Origin of the sequence: Actinoplanes sp. CA-252034 (genome assembly GCF_050956125.1) — a bacterium.
GTDB lineage: Bacteria > Actinomycetota > Actinomycetes > Mycobacteriales > Micromonosporaceae > Actinoplanes.
In genome coordinates this window covers 7,628,629-7,647,548 of sequence record NZ_CP191846.1, presented here as the reverse complement: position 1 = coordinate 7,647,548, position 18,920 = coordinate 7,628,629, and the positions used below count along the sequence as shown (strand labels likewise).

The window sequence follows — 18,920 nt, the reverse complement described above, 5'->3', positions numbered from 1 at the left end:
CGGCGGCGCCGATTGCATTGTGGTCGATGTCTCGGGCTCGGGCCGTCGCGCGAGTACTCGATCTTGACATCCATGGATGATCGTGAAATTGTCGCATCGCCACCAGATCGGGCCGGACGAATCCCCGCCGGACCGGCGAACCATTCTGGTCGAGATGGGATCCGGGCGCGATTCGTTTGTCGTGCGGGCTGCCGCATTGCGGGGGAATCAATCCGGCGAGGGCAGGGCACTGCGCCCGGTGACGGTTCAGGCTCGGTGGCGGGGCCCGATCGGGTCCCGCCGATTCACGCCGACGTCATCGTCCGCCCGGGGTGGTCGCCACCGCCATCAGATGAGCGCTCGTCGCGAGCACGTCCGGCTCGGTGCTGTAGAGCCGGGCCAGAGCCAGCGCGCCGTCCAGGACCGTCTGCTCGGCCGGGGTGCCGGTGGCGGCCTCCGCGGCGGGCCAGGCCGGTCCCTCGATGCCGTGCACGGCGACCTCGGCCAGCCCCGCCTCGCGGCATTCGGCGACCAGCTCGGACGCCCGATGGAAGTACGCGTGTGTGAACCCCAGGCCCGGGTGGTTACGCCCGTCGGCCAGGATCTGCCGCGCCTCCGCGTACAGCCGCTCGGAGGTGAACCGGCCGGTCGCCGCGAAGTCCAGCGGCCCGGCGAAACGCGAGATCACCGCGGCCATCACCACCCCACCGGGGCGCGTCACCCGTACCGCCTCGCGTAGTGCCCGCACCCGGTCGTCGCGGTCCAGCAGGTGGTAGAGCGGCCCCAGCAGCAGCGTCGCGTCCCAGGAGTGATCCGGGACCGGGAGGTCCCGCGCGTCGCCGACGACCGCGTCGACCGGCGGCTGCCCGGCCAGCGCCTGCTCCACGTGCGCCGGGACCAGGTCGACCAGCCGCACCCGGTAACCGGCGGCGAGCAGCGGGCGGGCATACGCCCCGGCCCGCCGCCGACGTCCAGGATCGAGGCCGGCGCCGGCGGCAGGTGCCGATCCAGCAGCTCGCGGGTGCGGATCCGCTCCAACTGGAACGACGCCCGCCGCTCCAGGCGCCCGGCCTCGTCGTAGCCGGTGTAGAACGCGACGATGTCTCCCGTGATCTGATCCATCGTGGAATCGTCGCCGCACCGGGCCGTGCTTTACCAGCGGTTTTCCTCAGCCCGGAACGGTGTCGCCCTCGCCGGTGCGCTTCTGCGCCTCGTCCACACCCCGGTCGATGTGCTCGGAGTACTTGTCGCCGGTCCGCTGGTCGATCTGGTCGCCGCCCTTCTCCAGCGCCTGATCCACCTGCTCGTCGTGCTGGTCGGCGAAACTCTTGGCCTTGTTCAGGAAGTCGCTCATACCGGGTCGTTTGCCCGCCCCGGAGCCGGCCAAACTGCCGTCCATGCGATCGCGTGTCACGCTGGGGGAGTACGTCAGGCACCCGACTCCGGCGGGAGACGACATGACCGAGGCGAGTTCCACCCGGCCGCACACCGAGACCTTCGAGCACGCGGGGGCGACCGTCGACCTGGTCGACCCCGGCACCCTGCTGGCCGCCGCCCGCGTCAACGCGGTGGACCTGCTGCACCAGGCCGCCTGGCCGGAGCCGGTGCACCGGGTCGAGGTGACGGTCGACGGCACCGGCGGCACCGAGCACGTCTTCACCGCCCGGATCGTCACCCTCGACTCGGCGGCCGCCACCCAGCAGAAGATGCGCGGCATCGTGCTCGACATCGACCCGCTCGGCCGTCTCCTGGCCCGCCGGATCGCCGCCGGGGACCAGGTGGTGACCCGCATCGTCGACGGCGTGGGCATGGCAGCCGCCGTGGCGTACCGGAGCCTGGGTCTGGAGAAGCCGGTGGACCGCGAACCCGGACTGCTCGCCGACGCCTCCGCCGGGATCGAGGCGACCGTGACCTACGACGGCGGTGTCGCCCGGCTGGAGTCGCGGATCCCGCGCGACGCCGTCGGCGTCACCCACCTGCGCGCCTTCGTCACCCTCACCCTCCAGGCCGTCGCCGACATCGCCGGTCCCGGCTCGCTGACCGGCCGCCGTTACGTGGTCGGTCGTCAGGTGAGCACGCCGGCCACCACCGGGTCGGTCACCCTCGACATGGTCGGCGGTCTCGCCGAGGTCGTCGCCGAGCTGCGCCAGATCGCCGTCTCCTTCCGGCATCCCGAGGCGATGGCGCGGTGGGGGGCCCGTCGCCCTCAGGGCCTGCTGATGTACGGGCCACCCGGCACCGGCAAGACCATGCTGTCCCGCGCGCTCGCCAACGAGATCGGCGCCGACTTCCGGGAGATCCGCACCCCCGAGATCCTCGACAAGTACCTGGGCGGCTCGGAGCGCAACATCAAGCAGATCTTCCGCGACGCCCGCCGCTACCGGACGCCCACGCTCATGCTGTTCGACGAGTTCGACTCGATCGTCAGCTACGCCGGGATGGGCGGGGACGCGGCCAGCCAGGCCCTCAACGCGGTCGCCGGGATCTTCAAGCAGGAGATGAACGACCTGATCGAGGAGAATCCGAACGTCATCGTCGTGGCCACCACCAACTTCCCGAACCGGGTTGACGAGTCACTGATCCGGTCCGGTCGCTTCGACGTCAAGATCAGTGTTCCGAAACCGGACGAGACGACCCGTGCCGAGATCTTCCGCAAGATGATCCGTGGCCTGATCAGCGCCCACGAGACCCCCGGGTTCCGGATGTTCGCCGACGACCTGGACCTCGCCGCGCTCGGTGTCGCCAGCACCGGCATGACGGGCGCCGACATCAAGGAGGTGCTGCGGCGGGTCCAGCTGACCAAGGCCATGCAGGACGCCCGCGGCATCGTCGTCCCCCCGATCGCCCAGTCCGACCTGCTCACCGCGATCCGGGCCCTCCGCGGCACCCCGCCACCCGCTTCCTGACCCGCGCCGCCCGCCGTCCCGTCGCCTTCTCGCGCCGTCGCCTTCTCGCGCCGCCGCCTTCTCGCCTTGCCGCCCTTGCGCCGGTGGAAATGCGATTGTGGGCGGGTGGGGAGTCTCTAGGGTGGACGGATGGCGATCATCGACTTCCCGGGGCCGCCCGCCCCGAACGGGTACAGCCACACCGTCGTCCTCGCGCCGGGCAGCCGGCTGGTCTACATCTCCGGGCAGGTGCCGATCGACGCGGACGGCAAGGTTCCGGAGGGCTGGGCCGACCAGACCCGGCTGACGTTCCGCAACGTGGAGGCCGCACTGGCCGCGGGCGGCGCCGGCTGGGGCGATGTGATCAAGCTTACCTACTTCGTGACCGCCACCTCGGAGCTGCCGGCGATCCGGTCGATCCGGGACGAGTTCGTCGACACGGCACGGCCGCCGGCCAGTTCACTGGTGCAGGTGGCGGGGCTGTTCCGGCCCGACCTGCTGATCGAGATCGAGGCCGTCGCCGCGGTGCCGGCATGACGGATCCGGCGTATGACGAGAACGGCATGACGGATCCGGTTCCGGCGTATGACGAGGGTGGCATGACGGATCGGGATCCGGCGTATGGAGAGGGCGGCATGAGCGGGGCGGTCCGGTTCACCAAGTGGGGTGGGGGACGGCACTGGGAGTGCGACCTGGAGCCGCTCGGCGCGGACGAGCACGGGCTGTGGCTCGGCGGGCGGGCCGGGATCAGCATGCGCCGCGGCGATGGCGAGATGTTTCCGCAGCTGCACGACTTCGTGATGCTGGTGCCCGGGTCCGGCTGCTGGATCGCCTCGGTCAACGCCCCGTCGACCGCGTCGGAGATCGCCGTCTACATCGACGTCACCGACCGGCCCCGGGTCGTCGACGGGGTGGTGCACGCCGTCGACCTCGACCTGGACGTGATCCGGCTCTGGGACGGCTCGGTGGCGGTGCTCGACGAGGACGAGTTCGCCGAGCACCAGATCCGCTACGGCTACCCACCGGAGGTGATCGCCGAGGCCCGCGCCACCTGCGACGACCTGTTCACCCGTATGGCGACGGCCGTGCAGCCCTTCGAGACCGCGGCCCGCCGTCGTCTGGACGCGTTCCTCGCCTGAGCCCCGCTGTCGCCCGCTTGCTGAGACCGTGGGCGAGCGCCGAACCGGGTCCTACACGCGGCGCTCGCCCGCTCGCTCGCTGAGACCGTGGGCGAGCGCCGAACCGGGTCCTACGCGCGGCGCTCGCACGCTTGCTGAGACCCGGGGGTGAGCGCCGGACCGGTTCCTACGCGCGGCGCTCCAGGAAGTCGTAGACGTCGCGGTTGTCGACGCCGGGGAAGGTGCCCGGGGGCAGGGCGGCCAGCAGGTGGGAGTGGACGCGCGCGCTGGGCCACGCGTTTCCGGCCCAACGGCTCACCAGGGTGGCCGGCGGGCGGCGGCAGCAGTCCGGGTCGGGGCAGTTGGAGACGGTCCGCCCGGACACGTCGCCGCCGCGGAACCAGCGGGCGTGCTCGTACGGCGTGCCGACGGTCACCGAGAAGAGCCCGGAACCGGTCGACTCGACGTGGACGGTGCACCAGTACGTGCCGGCGGTGGTGTCGGTGAACTGGTAGAACGACGAGTACGGGTCCTCGGCCTCGAAGACGGTGCGCGACGCCCATTTGCGGCACACCGGCTGGCCCTCGATCGCGCCGGTCACGTCGGAGGGGAAGCGGACGTTGTCGTTCTCGTACGCCTTGTAGACGATGCCGGTCTCGTGGACGCGGGCGAAGTGCACCGGGATCCCGAAGTGGTGCGTGGCCAGGTTGGTGAACCGGTGGGCCGCCGTCTCGTAGGACACCCCGAACGCGTCGCGGAAGTCGTCGATCGCCAGCGCCCGGTCGGCCTTGGCCTCGGCCAGGAAGTCGACGGCGAACTTCTCCGGCATGAGCAGAGCCGCCGCGAAGTAGTTGACCTCGACCCGCTGCCGCAGGAAGTCGCCGTAGTCGGACGGGTCGTTGTGACCGAGGACGAAGTGCCCGAGGGTCTGCAGCACGACCGCCCGCGGGTCGTGGCCCTTGCCGCTGGCCACCTGCGGGAGGAAGATCCGGCGATTTTTCAGGTCGGTCACCGACCGGGTGGAGGCGGGAAGGTCGTTGACGTAATGCAGGCTGAACCCGATCTGCGCCGCGATGTCGAGGATGCCTCGCTGTGACAGGGGGCCGGTCGTGTGCCGTACCGACTGAAGGACTTTCGCCGCCGCCGCCTCGATCTCGGCGAAGTAGTTGTCCCGCCGCCGCATGTCGGCCCGCAGTTGCGCGTTGGCGCGCCGCGCCACCTCGGGGGTCGCGGTCTGCTCGGTGAGCACCCGGTTGAGCTCGCGGTGCATGCCGATCAGCGATTCGAGGGCGTCGGCCGGCAGGCGCCGGCCGGCCTTCACCGCCGGCAGGCCGAGCGCCTGGTAGGCGGGATTCTGCTGGAAGTGGGCGAGCTCGATCTCCAGGCCGGCGCGACGGCTCGGCGCCTCCGGGCGGAGAAGATCCTGCAGGGGTACGCCCAGCGCGCCCGCGATCGCCTGGAGCACCGACAGTTTGGGCTCGCGCTTGCCGTTCTCGATGAGTGACAGCTGGGACGGCGCCCGCCCGACCGCGACGCTGAGCTGGTCGAGGGTCATGCCCCGGCTGCGGCGCAGGTGCCGGAGGCGCTGGCCCAGCGTGACGAGGTCGACCGAGGGCTCGGGGGAAAGTGAAGCGGTCACGGGTTTGACCCTAACAGAATTTTCGCGTTTCTTTCCTCAAGAAGGGCCTTCATAGGGGGTGGTGGGATCCCTGAGAGTGAAGTTCTTCCACACGGAAGAACGCGACAGGGCACGAAAGGGATTCTTCTGATGACTGAGAACCAGAACCGTGGCGGTACCGCTGAGGACCTCACTCGGGAATGGGCTGACAACCCCCGCTGGGCCGGCATCAAGCGTGACTACACCGCCCAGGACGTCGTGCGACTGCGGGGCACCCTGCAGGAGCGGCACACGCTGGCCGAGCGCGGCGCCGCGAAGCTGTGGGAGCTGCTGCACACCGAGGACTACATCAACGCCCTCGGCTCGCTGACCGGTGGCCAGGCGACCCAGATGGTGCGCGCCGGCCTCAAGGCGATCTACCTGTCCGGCTGGCAGGTCGCCGCCGACGCGAACCTCTCCGGCCACACCTACCCCGACCAGTCGCTCTACCCGGCGAACTCGGTCCCCGCGGTGGTCCGCCGGATCAACAACGCGCTGCTGCGCGCCGACCAGATCGACACCTCGAACGGGAAGTACGAGCGCGACTGGTTCGCCCCGATCGTCGCCGACGCCGAAGCCGGCTTCGGTGGCCCGCTCAACGCGTTCGAGCTGATGAAGGGCATGATCGCGGCCGGCGCCGCCGGTGTGCACTGGGAGGACCAGCTCGCCAGCGAGAAGAAGTGCGGCCACCTCGGCGGCAAGGTGCTCATCCCGACCCAGCAGCACATCCGCACCCTGAACGCGGCCCGTCTCGCGGCCGACGTCGCCGGCGTGCCGACCCTGGTGATCGCCCGCACCGACGCCCTCGCGGCCGACCTGCTGACCACCGACGTCGACCCCCGTGACCAGCCGTTCGTCACCGGCGAGCGCACCTCCGAGGGCTTCTTCCGGGTCACCCCGGGTGACGACGCCGCCATCGCCCGCGGTGTCGCCTACGCCGACTACGCCGACATGCTGTGGGTCGAGACCGGCAAGCCGGACCTGGACTTCGCCCGCAAGTTCGCCGAGGCCGTGCACGCCGTGCACCCGGGCAAGCTGCTGTCGTACAACTGCTCGCCGTCGTTCAACTGGAAGAAGAACCTGGACGACGACACGATCGCGCGCTTCCAGAAGGAGCTCGGCGCGATGGGCTACAAGTTCCAGTTCGTCACGCTGGCCGGCTTCCACGCGCTCAACCACTCGATGTTCGAGCTGGCCCGCGGCTACGCCCAGACCGGCATGAGCGCCTACGTGAAGCTCCAGGAGGCCGAGTTCGCGGCCGAGGCCGACGGCTACACCGCCACCAAGCACCAGGCCGAGGTCGGCACCGGCTACTTCGACGCCGTCTCCACCGCTCTCAACCCGGACAGCTCCACCACGGCGCTGTCCGGTTCCACCGAGGCCGAGCAGTTCTGAGCCGAGCAGTTCCTTAGAAGCGACAGGTAGGTAGAGACAATGGGCGCCGAAGAGATCACCATCACCGGTACGACCGCAGGCCGTTACTCCGAGATCCTGACCGCTGAGGCCGTCGAGTTCATCGTGGCACTTGACCGCGAGTTCGGCGCCCGCCGGGTCCAGCTCCTGGAGCGCCGCCGGCGCCGCCGGGCCACCCGCACCACCGACCTGGACTTCCTCGCCTCCACGGCGCACATCCGGGACGACCTGTCCTGGCAGGTCGCCCCGGCCGCCGCGGACCTCACCGACCGGCGGGTCGAGATCACCGGCCCGCCGGAGCGCAAGATGACCATCAACGCCCTCAACTCGGGCGCCAAGGTCTGGATGGCCGACTTCGAGGACGCCACGTCGCCCACCTGGGACAACGTCATCCTCGGCCAGCTCAACCTGCGTGACGCGCTGGACGGCTCGCTGGACTTCACCGCGCCCGACGGCAAGCGTTACGAGATCGGCGCGCAGGTCCCGACGATCATGGTGCGCCCGCGGGGCTGGCACCTGCCGGAGTGCCACCTGCGCATCGGCGGCCGGGCCGTGTCGGCGTCGCTGTTCGACTTCGGCATGTACCTGTTCCACTGCGGGCAGCGGCAGATCGACCGGGGCAGCGGTCCCTACTTCTACCTGCCGAAGCTGGAGTCGCACCTGGAGGCCCGCCTCTGGAACGACGTCTTCGTCTTCGCCCAGGAATACCTCGGCATCCCGCGCGGCACGATCCGGGCCACCGTCCTGATCGAGACCATCAACGCCGCGTTCGAGATGGAGGAGATCCTGTACGAGCTGCGCGAGCACTCGGCCGGCCTGAACGCGGGCCGCTGGGACTACCTGTTCAGCATGATCAAGAACCGTCCCGACGTGGTCCTGCCCGAGCGCTCGCAGGTCACCATGACCGCGCCGTTCATGCGGGCCTACACCGAGCTGCTGGTCAAGACCTGCCACAAGCGCGGCGCCCACGCGATCGGCGGGATGGCCGCGGTCGTGCCCAGCCGTGACCCGGTCGCCGCCAAGCGGGCCCTCAACCAGGTCCGCCAGGACAAGCGGCGCGAGGTCGGCGACGGCTTCGACGGCTCCTGGGTCGCGCACCCCGGCCTCGTCGAGACGTGCCGTGAGGTGTTCGACCAGTGGCTCGGCGACGAGCCGCACCAGATCGTCCGCAAGCGCGACGACGTGCGGGTCACCGCTGCCGAACTGCTCGACATCAAGACCAGCTCGATCACCGTCAGCGAGGTCGCGCTGCGTACCAACGTCAGCGTGGCGCTGCGCTACATCGCCGCGTGGCTCGGCGGCCGGGGCGCGGTGGCGCTCGGCGGCCTGATGGAGGACGCGGCGACCGCCGAGATCTGCCGGGCCCAGCTCTGGCAGTGGATCTCCTCGGGCACCCCGACCGACTACGGCGTGCCGGTCACGGCCGGCCTGGTCACCCGGATGCTGCGCGAGGAGCTGGACGTGCTCAGCGAGACCGGCGCGCTGGACGAGGAGGCCGCCCGGTGCTTCGGCCAGGCCCGGACGCTGCTCACCGTCCTGCTGTCGGAACGGACCTGCCCGGAGTTCCTCACCCTGCCGGCCTACCTACGGCACCTGTCCGGTGGGGTGGCGACTCCGGTCACCGCTCAGGCTCCTGTCGCGGCCTGATCGGATGAGGGCGGGGCGGCGTGGTCTCGGTCCACGCCGCCCCGTTCGCCGTTTCCCCGGATGCTCTCACCGCCGTCGCACGCGTCTCACTCGCGGCCCTGCCACGTGCAGAGACAGACACGGTTACCCTCCGGATCGGCCAGCACCCAGTAACTCGGCGCGCCGGCGTCACTGACAAGCGTGCCCCCGGCGGCCAGCGCCGCCTCGATCCGCGGCGCCACCTCCGCCGGCGCGACCCACAGATCCGGGTGCCAGCGCTGCCGCGGCTCCTCGTCGCCGGAGTGCTGAAACCAGATCAACGGCACCTTCTGGTACGGGTCGACGAGATCACCGTCGGCGTCGGGCGGATAGCCCAGCACCGCCTCCCAGAATCCCAACTGCTCCGGGAAGCCCGGACTGTCCAGCGCCAGCTCCAGGACGGTCAGCCCGTCCGCGCCACCGCCCACCCCGGCGCCGGCGGCCAGCTCGCTGATCGTCGCCGCGAGCCGCAGGTCCCGCCCGGTCACCCGGCCCACGTCGTGGCTGTACAGCCGCACGTCGACATGGGTGTAGCGCAGATCCAGGTCCGGATGGTGATCGACCGCCTCGGCCGCCGCGCCGATCGCGTTCACCAGCGCCAGCCCGGTCGCGAAGTCGCCGGTCCGAAGCCGGGTCCGCAGCGCGTTGCGCAGATACACCCAGCCGGGCGGCGTCCGCTCGGTGATCTCCTGTCCGGTCAGCTTCGTCATGCGCTCATGCTCGCACCGCCGGCCCGCCCGGCCTGCCCGGCCCGGCGCGGCGCGGCGCGGCCCACGATCGTCATGTGGGCGCCGGTGGCCGGATCCTGTCGGGCGCCGGGGGAATGGGGGCGGGGGCGGGCGCGGGGATGTCGAGACGCGCGGCGAGCCATGCCCGTAGATGGGCGGCCTCGGGCCGGGCGAGGCGTGCGCAGAGTGCGGCCAGGCCGACGATGCCGGCCAGGGCGAGGGGGATCAGGACCATGCCCCCGACTGCTTCGACGAAGGGGCCGTCGTCGGCCTCCACGAGCGGGCTGCCGATCAACAGTGAGCGCCCCACGAAGCCCGCGAGCCCGCACCACAGCAGAGCCAGGCCGACGACCTGAACGGCGAAGAAGAGCCGGACGGAAGGCAACCAGCCGAGGTGACCCTCGAGGCGGCTGCCCGCGCCGTCCGAGACCAGCCGGGCGTGCAGATAGGTGCGATAGCTGTTCTGGATGTGCGGTCGGGCGGCGCAGATCCGGATGTCGTCGTCGTCGACGGCGCGGCCGAGGATCACGAAGTCCACCTCGGCGAACAGATGCTGCCGGAGGCTGTGCTGGTAACGACCGTCGATGCCGGCGGCGATGTGGCGCAACGCTTCGTGGCGTGGCAGGCGGCAGGGGAGCGAGACGCGCTCGATGCGCCAAGCCGTGATCCATCGGGGCACGACATCGAGTGTCGCGCATCCCGGCAATCCCTTTGCTCCCATCGGAATATGGGTAATGTGGCGTTACGGCTGATCCGGTGGTGTGGTGCTCACCGCTGTCTCGCGTCCGCTGGGACAGCGGGGAGCGCTTCACGGGCCGGTGCGAACGCACGTGCGGTGAGCAGTGGCACCGCGGTCCCCAGCAGCAGGCCGGCGACGACGTCGGTGGTCCAGTGCACGCCCAGGTAGACGCGACTCAGCGCGGTCAGCACCGGGATCAGCCACAGCGCCCACCAGCGCGGCAGGATCATCACGACGATCGTCACGGCCAGCGCGGCGTTCAGCGCGTGCCCGGACGGGAAGGCGTAGCCGACCGCCGACGACACCGGCTCCAGGAACTCCGGGCGGACCCGGCCGAACAGCAGTTTCAGCAGACCGCCGAGGACGCCACCGGCGATCATCGTCACCGCCACCCAGGTCGCCGTCCGGCGGGCGCCCCGGCGGGCCAGCACGATCACCAGGATCAGCGCGGCCACCCGGAGCACGTTCGGCTGGAAGACGTTCGTCACCCAGATCATCACCGTGGTCAGCGCGGGTGCGGCATGCGCGGCCTCGTGCAACTGGGTGGCGACCGCCCGGTCGAGGGCGCGCAACGGCTCCCAGCCGGCGCTCACGAACGCCGCGAGCACGGCGACCGGCACCAGCAGCAGGACCATCAGACCGGCTCGGACGACCGGTGGCTCAGACCGCATGGCGAACCATTACCCCACAGCCAACCTGCGAAGCTCCTGTCAGTGGGAGGGTCAGAACAGCTCCATCCGGGTGTCGCCGCCCGAGGCGTCGGTGAGGCGGGTCCGGTCGCTGGAGAAGTCGTTGATCTGGCCGATCGCGCTCTGCACCTGGTCGACCAGTCCGCTGATGTTGACCTGCTGGTCGTCGGCTACCGAGCGGACCCGGCCGATCGCCGCCCGTACACTCTCGATCGTGTCCGTCATCGTGGCGACCGCCCCCGACACGTCGGTGGCCGTGCTGGTCAGCATGTTCAGGGTCGCGGTGATCCGCTCGGTCGACTCGGCCGTGTCGTCGGCCAGTTTGCGCACCTCGTCGGCCACCACCGTGAAGCCGAGCCCGGCATGACCGGCCCGGGCCGCCTCGATCGTCGCGTTCAGGGCCAGCATCCGGGTCTGCCCGGCGATCGACGCGATCATCGCCACCATCTCCCGGGCCGCCGGCAGGCTGACCGTCAGCGCCTCGGCGGCCTGATCGGCCCGCTCGGCGTGATCGGCCATCTGCTCGATCGCGGCGTGCGCCGTCGCCGCGCCGGAGTTGATGTCCTGCACCGACGACTTCACCGCGTCCACCCCGCGGACCGCGTCGCCCAACTGGTAGGCGACACCCCCGATGATCTGCTCGGACTCGGCCTCCACCCGGCGCAGCATCTCCTCCCGCTGAGCCTCGCGCTCCCGGATCTCCCGCTCCCGTTCGCGCTCCTCGCGGGCCCGCATCTCGGCCAGCTCGGCACCGTGCCGGCCGATCGACGCGAGCATGTCGTTGAGGGCGCCCGCCACCACGTTGATGTCGGCGTCGTCGGACGGCGGGACCCGCAGCGCCAGATCCCGCGAGCTCATGATCTTCTCGGTGGTCCGGCGCAGCGGCTTGACGTGATGCCGGACCGCCCGGCGCATCGCCATGCTGATCGCCAGCCCGGCGATCGCCACCGCCACCAGCACCACCACGGCCAGCTGGGCCAACGTCGTCCGGGCCTGACGGAGGATGGCCCGGTCACTGAGGCCCTCGAAGAGGATCGGCGCCCCGTCCACCCCGATCAGCGTGCAGGCCACCGCGATGTGGTCACCGGCCACCGCCGTCGTCACCGTGATGGGGCCGAACCCACTGGACAGCTCGCGCAGCGACTCGGCGTTCTCCCGCGGGGCCGTGCGCAGCGTGACCTCGTCGTCGGTCTGCCCGGCCAGCGACGTCAGCCCCGCCTCGTCCAGCTCGCGCAGGACCAGCAGGTGCCCGTTCGAGACGCCCACCCCCTCGTCCCGGTAGACCGGGAACGAGCAGAACTCGGTCGGCGTACCGGTCACGCTGGTCAGCCCGCAGTGGTGGGAGCCGGCCGGGCCGTCGCGCAGATAGCCGGTCAGCGTCGCCGGATCGTCCAGCGGCGGCGTCATCGCCTGATACGCCGAGCCCACGATCCGGCCGCCCGCCCGGACGCCGCCCCGCGGGTCGACGGCCATCGCGGCGGTGAAGCCGTACTGGCCGGTCAGCACGTCCGGCGGCAGGTCCACGGCGAACTGCCGGGCGTCGCGGGCCGCCAGGTCGTCGTAGAGCGAGGTCCAGATCGAGTTGGTCACGCCGAAATCGCGCAGCCGCTGCGCGTGGGCGCTGATCGCGACCCGCAACTCCTCCGCCTCGCGGCCGACCTGAGCGCGTTCCACCCGGTCGAACGCCGACACCGTCACCAGATAGACCGGCGCCCCCAGGATGGCCAGCATCGCCGCCACCAGGCCCAGAACCGGGAGCAGCTCGCCCCGGCGCAAGGCCGCGGCCGGCCGGAATCGCCCCCCACCGGTATGTTCGCCGATCGCGGGGACCTCCTGGGGCCGGTTCGCTCAACCGGCCGGGGGGCCGGACGATTGCGCGGGGTGTGCTGATGCGGGTCCCGGTGTGGGCGGGGTGGCTGGGAGCGGCGGTCGTCGCGGCCCTGTGCTTCCCGCTGGTGCCCGACGACACCCTGCCCGCCAAGATCTACGTCAACACGGTGGGGCTCTCCTCGGTGGCGGCCATGGTCGTCGGCATCGTGCGGAACCGGCCCGAGCACTGGCGGGCGTGGGCGCTGTTCGCGGCGGGGGTGCTGACATTCGTCTCCGGGGACATCACCTACGACGTGACCGAGCTGCGGCTCGGCGAGTACCCGTACCCGTACTGGGCGGACCTGCTCTACCTGTCGGCTTACCCCCTGCTCTGGGCGTCGCTGTCGAGGCTCGGCAACCCCCGCGGAGACCGGGAGCGCGGCGCCCTCATCGATGCCGCCATCATCTCCACCGGCATCGGCCTGATCTTCTGGGTGTGGGTGGTCGGCCCCACCCTCCAGGACGCCGGGGCGCCCCTGCTGGAACGGCTCGTCACCATCGGCTACCCCTCGCCGACGTGCTGCTCACCACCGCGGTCGCCCGGATGCTCACCCGGGCCGGCAACCGTACGCCCAGCATGCGGCTGATGGCGACGGGGGCGGTGATCATGCTGACCGGCGACCTCATCTACACCACGATGTCCAGCACGTCCGAGTACACCGGCGGGTTCGTCGACTCCGGCTTCCTCATGGCGTACGCCTGCTGGGGCGCCGCCGCCCTCCACCCGAGCATGACCCGCCGCCCCGACACCGTCCTCGACGTCCACCGGATCGGGCGGACCCGGCTCGGCATCCTCACCGCCTTCGTGCTGATCCCGCCCGGCCTGCTCTTCTTCCAGGGGGCCGGGGACCCCGCCGCGATCGCCTGGGTGTCACTGGGCATCGGGGCGGTCGTGCTGTGCCTGCTCGTGGTGATGCGCATGTGGGGGCTGGTGCGGCAGGTCAAGCTGCAGGCCTCCCGGCTCGGCGACCTCGCCATGCTCGATCCGCTCACCGGGCTCGCCAACCGGCGGGCCTTCGAGGAGGCGCTCGGTGCCGCCGTAGCCACCGGCACCCCCACCGTGCTGCTGCTCGACCTCAACGGGTTCAAAGCGGTCAACGACCGGTTCGGCCACGCCGTCGGCGACGAACTGCTGGCCGCCGTCGCCGCCCGGATCAGCGGCGCGATCCCGGCCGGCGCGGTCGCGGCCCGGATGGGCGGTGACGAGTTCGCCGTGCTGCTGCCCACCGACGTCGGCGACGACCTGGCCGCCCGGCTGCGTACCGCCATCCACCAGCCGATCCACGCCGGCGGCCAGGACCTGCTCGTCGGCGCCAGCATCGGCATCGCAGGCGTGATCGACCCGGTCTCCGGCGGCGGCCCCGGCGGTCCGGTCTCCGTCTCCGGCGGTCCGGCCTCCGGCGCTGTCTCCGGTGGTCCGATCCGCGACGGCTCCGTCTCCGGCGGTCTGGTCTCCGGTGGCGGTCCCGGTGGCCCGATCCTCGACGGCCAGGTCTTCGGGGGTGGCACGGTCTTCGACGGCCAGGTCTCCGACGGCTCGGTATCCGGCGGCCTGGTCTCCGGTGACCGGGTCACCGACCCGGTCGAGGTGCTGCGACGGGCCGACGTCGCCATGTACGCCGCCAAGGCCGACGGGGGCCGGCACCGCCGCTACACCGCCGATCTGGACACCAGCACCGACGAGGAGGCCCGGCTCGGGGCCGAGCTGCGCACCGCCCTCGACCGCCGCCAGTTCCACCTCGTCTACCAGCCCATCGTCGAGCTGCCGACCGGCAAGGTCCTGGCCGTGGAGAGCCTGGTCCGCTGGTGGCACCCCGATCGCGGCTACATCGCCCCCGACGTGTTCATCCCGGTCGCCGAGCGCAGTGGCCTCATCGTCGAGCTCGGCGAGTGGATCCTGCGAACCGCCTGCCGGCAGTTCGCCGAGTGGTGGCGGCACGGCGTGGCGCCGTACCGCTTCGGCGTCAACGTCTCCGCCCGCCAGCTGGCCGAGCCCGGATTCGTCTCCCTCGTCGCCGAGATCCTGGCCGAGACCGGCGTCCACCCGGCGCGCCTGATCGTCGAGGTGACCGAGACCGCCGTCTTCGGCGGTGGCGCCGCGGTCCGAGCCGTCCACGAGCTCACCGAGCTCGGCGTCGAGATCGCCCTCGACGACTTCGGCACCGGTCACTCCTCGCTCGGCCTGCTGCAGACACTCCCGGTGCGCATCCTCAAGGTCGACAAGTCGTTCGTCGAGAACGTCACGATGGCCGGCCGCCACGCGGTCATCGCCACCTCGCTCATCCACGTGGCCAACGGTCTCGGCCTGGTCGCCATCGCCGAAGGGGTCGAGACCGCGGAGCAGGCCGCCGAGCTGTACCGCCTCGGATACCGGCGGGCGCAGGGATACCACTTCGGCCGACCGGAGATGGCCAGGCCGCTGTCCGACGTCGCCACCGCTTGACGGGCGGGGTCGAAGGCGCCTCTGCTCGACGGGCTGTGCTGAGCTGGTCAAGGTCCGCCTACAGGGCTGCGCCGGGCTGGCGGGGTCGGGTGGAAGTCGTCACTGCCGGCGGGCTGGGGCGAAGCCGCCCCTGACCGGCGGGGTCAAGCCAGCAGCGGGGTGGCCTGGGCGGCGAGAAGGTGGGCCCAGATCCGGTAGGCCGGCGGTGCGGGGTGGAAGCCGTCGGCGGCGAACAGGCCGGGCTCGTCCATCGGAATGTCGCCGATCGGGAGATGGTGGGTGGCGGGAAGTGCGGCGGCCACCGCGGCCAGCCGGCGGTCCAGGCGGCGGGCGTGCGCGCCGAAGAGCAGCCGGACCGGTGCGGGCAGCACCGGAAACCGGTGCACCGGAGGCAGACCCGAGAGCACCACCGGGACCGGGCCGCCGATGTGCCCGGCGTGCGAGGCCGGAGCGGCGGGCGGCGCACCATGCAAGGTGGGGCCGGTGGACGGCTTGGTGTGCGGGGCCGGGGCGGCGGTGTTCCGAGCGTGCGAGGCGGGGCAGGTGGGCGGGTCGTCGTGTGGGGCCGGGCCGGCGAGGGACTCTCGCAGCGTGGCGATCAGGTGGGTCACGTCTCGCTGGAAGGCGGCGGGGCGGCGTAGACGGGTGGTGTCGTTGACGCCGACGGCGACGGCTACCAGGTCGGGGCGCCAGCCGGTGTCCGGGTCGGTTAGCCGAGGCAGTAGGGCGGTGAGGGTGCGTGCGGTGGCGCCGCCGCGGGCCGCGACCCGCCAGGAGACGGTCCGGTCCAAGCTTGTGGCCAGGGCTGAGGCGAGTTGGCCGGCCAGGGCGGTGGCGTGGTCGGGGGCGCCGAATCCGGCGGCCGACGAGTCGCCGAGCAGGGACCGGGCGCCCTGTCGGCGCGGTCGCTGGCCCGCGCGGCGGGGACGTCGACGATGGCGGTGTACACGCACTTCGGCGGCATGCCCGCGGTGGTCCGGGCGATCATCAACGAGGGGTTCGCCCGGCTGGCCGCGGAGTTGGCCGGAGTGCCGCCGACCGTCGATCCGGTCGCCGACTGCGCGGCCCTGGCTCTCGCCTACCGGCGGGCCGCCCACCGGGCCCGCATCTGTACCGGGTCATGTTCGGCGCGACCGGCGTCGACCTCACCGACGAGGACCGGGGGAGCGGTGCCCACACCCTGCGGGTGGCCCGGGACGCGGTGGCCCGCTGCATCGAGGCCGGGCGGTTCCGTCCGGCCGAGCCATGGGTGCTGACCCGCCAGTCCTGGTGTCTGGCGCACGGCCTGGCGAGTCTGGAGCTGGCCGGCTTCCACGGCGATCCGGCGACCGGCGACACCGACTTCCGCGCCCACCTCACCAACTTCGCCGTCGGCGCAGGCGACGACCTCACCCGAGCCCGCGCATCGATAGCCGACGCCTTCGCCGCCTGAGACCCACCGCCGAGCCGTTCCCTGGCCCGGCAGCCGAGCAGGTGGCTGGCCCGGCGGTCGAGCGGCAGCCCGAACCCGAGCGGCAGCCCGAACCCGAGCGGCAGCCTGAGACCCAAGGCTGAGCCGCAACTTGGGCCCGACGGCCGAGAGGCGGTCGGGACCCGCAGTCAGCGGCGGACCGGAAGGGTCACAGGTCGAGCAGCTCGACGGTCACGGTGGTGAGGTCACCGGCGGTCAGCGACTCGGCGGCCCGGATCGCGCGTTTGACCGGCAGCACGTAGGTCTTGCGGCCGCTGTCCGGGAACACCGACGTCGTCCAGGAGCTGCGCCCGACGGTGGCCCGGACCCGCAGGGAGCCGAAACCGCGCCGCTGCCCGGCGGTCAGGTCACGGATCTCCTCGGATGCCTCGACCGGCAGGCTCACGAACGTCCAGGTCTCGTCACGCCGTGCATCCCAGATCCACAGCTCGCTCTCGAACTCCACCTTCACGTCCGCAGCATGCCACCCGGGTACGACATTCAGACCGGCGCGCCGCCGAAGCCGATCTCGTTGCCGTCCGGGTCGCGGTAGGTGGTCTTGCGGACGCCGTTCTCGTACGTCTCCTCGCGCGCCGGGGTCAGCCCGCGCGCGGCGATCCCGGCGACGCGGTCGTCGAAGTCGTCGGTGAAGAGGGTGATGAGGCCGTGCCCGGCGTGGGCGGGCCGGTGCTCGATGTAGACGTATCGGTGTTCGGCGATCTCCCAGACCGACTCGACGTCGTTGGGGGAGAAGGTCGGTGGCTTGCCGAGCAGCTTCTCGTACCAGGTCAGGGCGGCCGGATAGTCGGTGACCGAGATTCCGGCGAACAGGTCCACGGGCATCGTTCGAGCGTAAAACAGCCCTAAAAATTCCTTAACACTGTTTACTGTAAGGAGTCTTTAATTTACGTTGGTGAACACGCCCCCTTGACAAGGAGCAATGCATGCGACGCAGGTTCACCCTTCCCGCGCTGACCGTGGCGGCGGTCAGCGGATCCCTCTTCGTGGCCGTTTCCCCGGCGTCCGCGCACGGTTACATCTCCTCCCCGCCCAGCCGTCAGGCGAACTGCGCGAGCGGCGCGGTCTCCGGCTGCGGTGACATCGTCTACGAGCCGCAGAGCGTCGAGGCGCCGAAGGGGTCGACGCAGTGCAACGGCGGCACGAGCCGGTTCACCGTCCTCAACGACACCTCCAAGAGCTGGCCGGCCGCGAGCGTCGGCTCCAGCGTCACCTTCAACTGGGTGTTGACCGCCCGCCACGCCACCTCGACGTGGGAGTACTTCATCGGCAACAAGCTGGTCGCGTCGTTCAACGACAACGGCGCGCAGCCGGGAGCCACCAAGTCGCACACGGTCAACTTCGCCGGGTACACCGGACGGCAGACCGTGCTGGCCCGGTGGAACGTCGCCGACACGATCAACGCGTTCTACTCGTGCGTGGACCTGAACTTCGGCGGGGTCACCAACCCGACCCCGACGCCGACGACCCCCACGCCGACGCCGACCACGCCGACCCCGACGCCGACCACGCCGACCCCGACCCCGACGCAGACGACCAACCCGGGTTCGACCTCGTGGAAGGCCGGTACGGCGTACAGGGTGGGCGACCGGGTCACGTACAACGGCGCCACCTACCAGTGCCGGCAGGCGCACACCGCGCTGGCCGGCTGGGAGCCCCCGTACGTCGCGGCGCTGTGGGCCGCCGTCTAGCAGGAACGGGCGGCCCGGCCTGCCGGGCCGCCCTCACCCTCCTGCTGCTCTGCCTGCTCGCGGCGTGCGGCGCGGACAAGCCGGCCGCGCCCGCGTTCAACGACACCGACGTGATGTTCCTGCAGATGGGCCTGGAGCAGATCGGCGAGGGCGACCGGGTCGCGGAGATCGCCGAGGGGCGGGCGGTCGATCCGGAGATCCGCGCGGTCGTCACCGAGCTGCGCGGTCAGTGGCGCACCGAGCGCGACACCATGCGCGGCTGGCTGCAGCAGTGGCAGCGGCCGCTGGAGGCGGATCCGTCGGCCGGGCTGCACGCCGGGCACGGCGAACTGCACTCGTTGCGGGAGGAGGACTACACGGGCCTGGGTGCGATGGCGGGCGCCGACTTCGACCGGGCCACCGTGGCTCTGCTGCTCGGCAACCTGCACAACGCGATGGAGACCATCCGGATGGAGGCGACCGGTGGGGCGTACCCCCAGGCGGTTGATCTCGCCAAACGCATGACGGAGGCGCGGCAGGGCCAGATCCAGCGGCTTCTCGCGCTGGCGGCGGGCTGAAAGATCAATGGCGAGGATT

The 18,920-nt window shown here is 71.4% G+C and carries 20 protein-coding genes and 1 pseudogene; 11 read left to right on the top strand and 10 right to left on the bottom strand.

What is annotated here, in order from left to right; all coding sequences use genetic code 11:
* Window positions 1-295 precede the first annotated feature (295 nt).
* A complete protein-coding gene (locus ACQPZW_RS34750) occupies window positions 296-895 on the bottom strand; it encodes a class I SAM-dependent methyltransferase (protein ID WP_433790247.1) in 600 nt (199 codons plus the stop codon).
* A 252-nt stretch (window positions 896-1,147) separates the two neighbouring features.
* Window positions 1,148-1,333 carry an antitoxin gene (locus ACQPZW_RS34745; protein WP_433790246.1) on the bottom strand — a complete coding sequence of 62 codons (186 nt, stop codon included), beginning with the start codon at window positions 1,331-1,333 and terminating at the stop codon, window positions 1,148-1,150.
* 103 nt (window positions 1,334-1,436) lie between these two features.
* On the opposite strand from ACQPZW_RS34745, the gene ACQPZW_RS34740 reads away from it, so the two are divergent.
* From ACQPZW_RS34740 to ACQPZW_RS34730, 3 genes are all read left to right on the top strand, one after another.
* On the top strand, window positions 1,437-2,885 hold the full coding sequence (locus tag ACQPZW_RS34740) for an ATP-binding protein (protein ID WP_433790245.1): 1,449 nt from the start codon (window positions 1,437-1,439) through the stop codon (window positions 2,883-2,885).
* Window positions 2,886-3,014: 129 nt separating this feature from the next.
* A complete protein-coding gene (locus ACQPZW_RS34735; RefSeq protein ID WP_433790244.1) occupies window positions 3,015-3,401 on the top strand; it encodes a RidA family protein in 387 nt (128 codons plus the stop codon).
* Window positions 3,398-4,003, top strand: a complete 606-nt coding sequence (locus ACQPZW_RS34730) for a DUF402 domain-containing protein (RefSeq protein ID WP_433790243.1) — start codon at window positions 3,398-3,400, stop codon at window positions 4,001-4,003. Before ACQPZW_RS34735 ends, ACQPZW_RS34730 begins: the two co-directional genes overlap by 4 nt.
* A gap of 166 nt (window positions 4,004-4,169) precedes the next feature.
* Here the strand turns inward: ACQPZW_RS34730 and ACQPZW_RS34725 are convergent, their stop codons facing one another.
* A complete protein-coding gene (locus ACQPZW_RS34725) occupies window positions 4,170-5,621 on the bottom strand; it encodes a helix-turn-helix domain-containing protein (protein ID WP_433790242.1) in 1,452 nt (483 codons plus the stop codon).
* Between the two features lie 129 nt (window positions 5,622-5,750).
* On the opposite strand from ACQPZW_RS34725, the gene aceA reads away from it, so the two are divergent.
* Window positions 5,751-7,034 (top strand): isocitrate lyase, encoded by a 1,284-nt coding sequence (gene aceA, locus ACQPZW_RS34720; RefSeq protein WP_433790241.1) that lies wholly within the window; start codon window positions 5,751-5,753, stop codon window positions 7,032-7,034.
* A gap of 39 nt (window positions 7,035-7,073) precedes the next feature.
* Complete coding sequence (gene aceB / locus ACQPZW_RS34715; protein ID WP_433790240.1) at window positions 7,074-8,699, top strand: malate synthase A; 1,626 nt, start codon at window positions 7,074-7,076, stop codon at window positions 8,697-8,699.
* 86 nt (window positions 8,700-8,785) lie between these two features.
* On the opposite strand, the gene ACQPZW_RS34710 is transcribed toward aceB, so the two are convergent.
* From ACQPZW_RS34710 to ACQPZW_RS34695, 4 genes are all read right to left on the bottom strand, one after another.
* On the bottom strand, window positions 8,786-9,427 hold the full coding sequence (locus ACQPZW_RS34710; protein ID WP_433790239.1) for a 4a-hydroxytetrahydrobiopterin dehydratase: 642 nt from the start codon (window positions 9,425-9,427) through the stop codon (window positions 8,786-8,788).
* Between the two features lie 70 nt (window positions 9,428-9,497).
* Window positions 9,498-10,124 carry a hypothetical protein gene (locus ACQPZW_RS34705; RefSeq protein ID WP_433790238.1) on the bottom strand — a complete coding sequence of 209 codons (627 nt, stop codon included), beginning with the start codon at window positions 10,122-10,124 and terminating at the stop codon, window positions 9,498-9,500.
* A gap of 89 nt (window positions 10,125-10,213) precedes the next feature.
* Complete coding sequence (locus ACQPZW_RS34700) at window positions 10,214-10,855, bottom strand: phosphatase PAP2 family protein (RefSeq protein WP_433790237.1); 642 nt, start codon at window positions 10,853-10,855, stop codon at window positions 10,214-10,216.
* Between the two features lie 51 nt (window positions 10,856-10,906).
* Complete coding sequence (locus ACQPZW_RS34695) at window positions 10,907-12,604, bottom strand: methyl-accepting chemotaxis protein (RefSeq protein ID WP_433790236.1); 1,698 nt, start codon at window positions 12,602-12,604, stop codon at window positions 10,907-10,909.
* A 158-nt stretch (window positions 12,605-12,762) separates the two neighbouring features.
* Between ACQPZW_RS34695 and ACQPZW_RS34690 the strand changes: the two genes are divergently transcribed.
* Window positions 12,763-13,329, top strand: coding sequence for a hypothetical protein (locus ACQPZW_RS34690; RefSeq protein ID WP_433790235.1), 567 nt, complete (start codon window positions 12,763-12,765; stop codon window positions 13,327-13,329).
* Complete coding sequence (locus ACQPZW_RS34685) at window positions 13,260-15,185, top strand: putative bifunctional diguanylate cyclase/phosphodiesterase (RefSeq protein ID WP_433790234.1); 1,926 nt, start codon at window positions 13,260-13,262, stop codon at window positions 15,183-15,185. The genes ACQPZW_RS34690 and ACQPZW_RS34685 overlap by 70 nt, the downstream gene beginning before the upstream one ends.
* A gap of 143 nt (window positions 15,186-15,328) precedes the next feature.
* Here ACQPZW_RS34685 and ACQPZW_RS34680 read toward each other — a convergent pair whose 3' ends face one another.
* Window positions 15,329-16,012, bottom strand: a complete 684-nt coding sequence (locus tag ACQPZW_RS34680; protein ID WP_433797697.1) for a GDSL-type esterase/lipase family protein — start codon at window positions 16,010-16,012, stop codon at window positions 15,329-15,331.
* 9 nt (window positions 16,013-16,021) lie between these two features.
* On the opposite strand from ACQPZW_RS34680, the pseudogene ACQPZW_RS34675 reads away from it, so the two are divergent.
* Both ACQPZW_RS34675 and ACQPZW_RS34670 read left to right on the top strand, forming a co-directional pair.
* Window positions 16,022-16,117 (top strand): annotated as a pseudogene (locus tag ACQPZW_RS34675) (hypothetical protein); the annotation flags it as partial.
* A 188-nt stretch (window positions 16,118-16,305) separates the two neighbouring features.
* The gene (locus tag ACQPZW_RS34670) at window positions 16,306-16,617 is read left to right on the top strand and encodes a TetR-like C-terminal domain-containing protein (RefSeq protein ID WP_433790233.1); all 312 of its coding nucleotides are present in this window, start codon (window positions 16,306-16,308) and stop codon (window positions 16,615-16,617) included.
* Window positions 16,618-16,804: 187 nt separating this feature from the next.
* Here the strand turns inward: ACQPZW_RS34670 and ACQPZW_RS34665 are convergent, their stop codons facing one another.
* The gene (locus tag ACQPZW_RS34665; protein WP_433790232.1) at window positions 16,805-17,107 is read right to left on the bottom strand and encodes a DUF1905 domain-containing protein; all 303 of its coding nucleotides are present in this window, start codon (window positions 17,105-17,107) and stop codon (window positions 16,805-16,807) included.
* 29 nt (window positions 17,108-17,136) lie between these two features.
* Window positions 17,137-17,478 (bottom strand): VOC family protein, encoded by a 342-nt coding sequence (locus ACQPZW_RS34660; RefSeq protein ID WP_433790231.1) that lies wholly within the window; start codon window positions 17,476-17,478, stop codon window positions 17,137-17,139.
* A 101-nt stretch (window positions 17,479-17,579) separates the two neighbouring features.
* Between ACQPZW_RS34660 and ACQPZW_RS34655 the strand changes: the two genes are divergently transcribed.
* Together ACQPZW_RS34655 and ACQPZW_RS34650 are read left to right on the top strand one after the other, a co-directional pair.
* Window positions 17,580-18,344 carry a lytic polysaccharide monooxygenase gene (locus ACQPZW_RS34655; RefSeq protein WP_433790230.1) on the top strand — a complete coding sequence of 255 codons (765 nt, stop codon included), beginning with the start codon at window positions 17,580-17,582 and terminating at the stop codon, window positions 18,342-18,344.
* A complete protein-coding gene (locus ACQPZW_RS34650) occupies window positions 18,329-18,901 on the top strand; it encodes a DUF305 domain-containing protein (RefSeq protein WP_433790229.1) in 573 nt (190 codons plus the stop codon). Before ACQPZW_RS34655 ends, ACQPZW_RS34650 begins: the two co-directional genes overlap by 16 nt.
* Window positions 18,902-18,920: the final 19 nt, after the last annotated feature.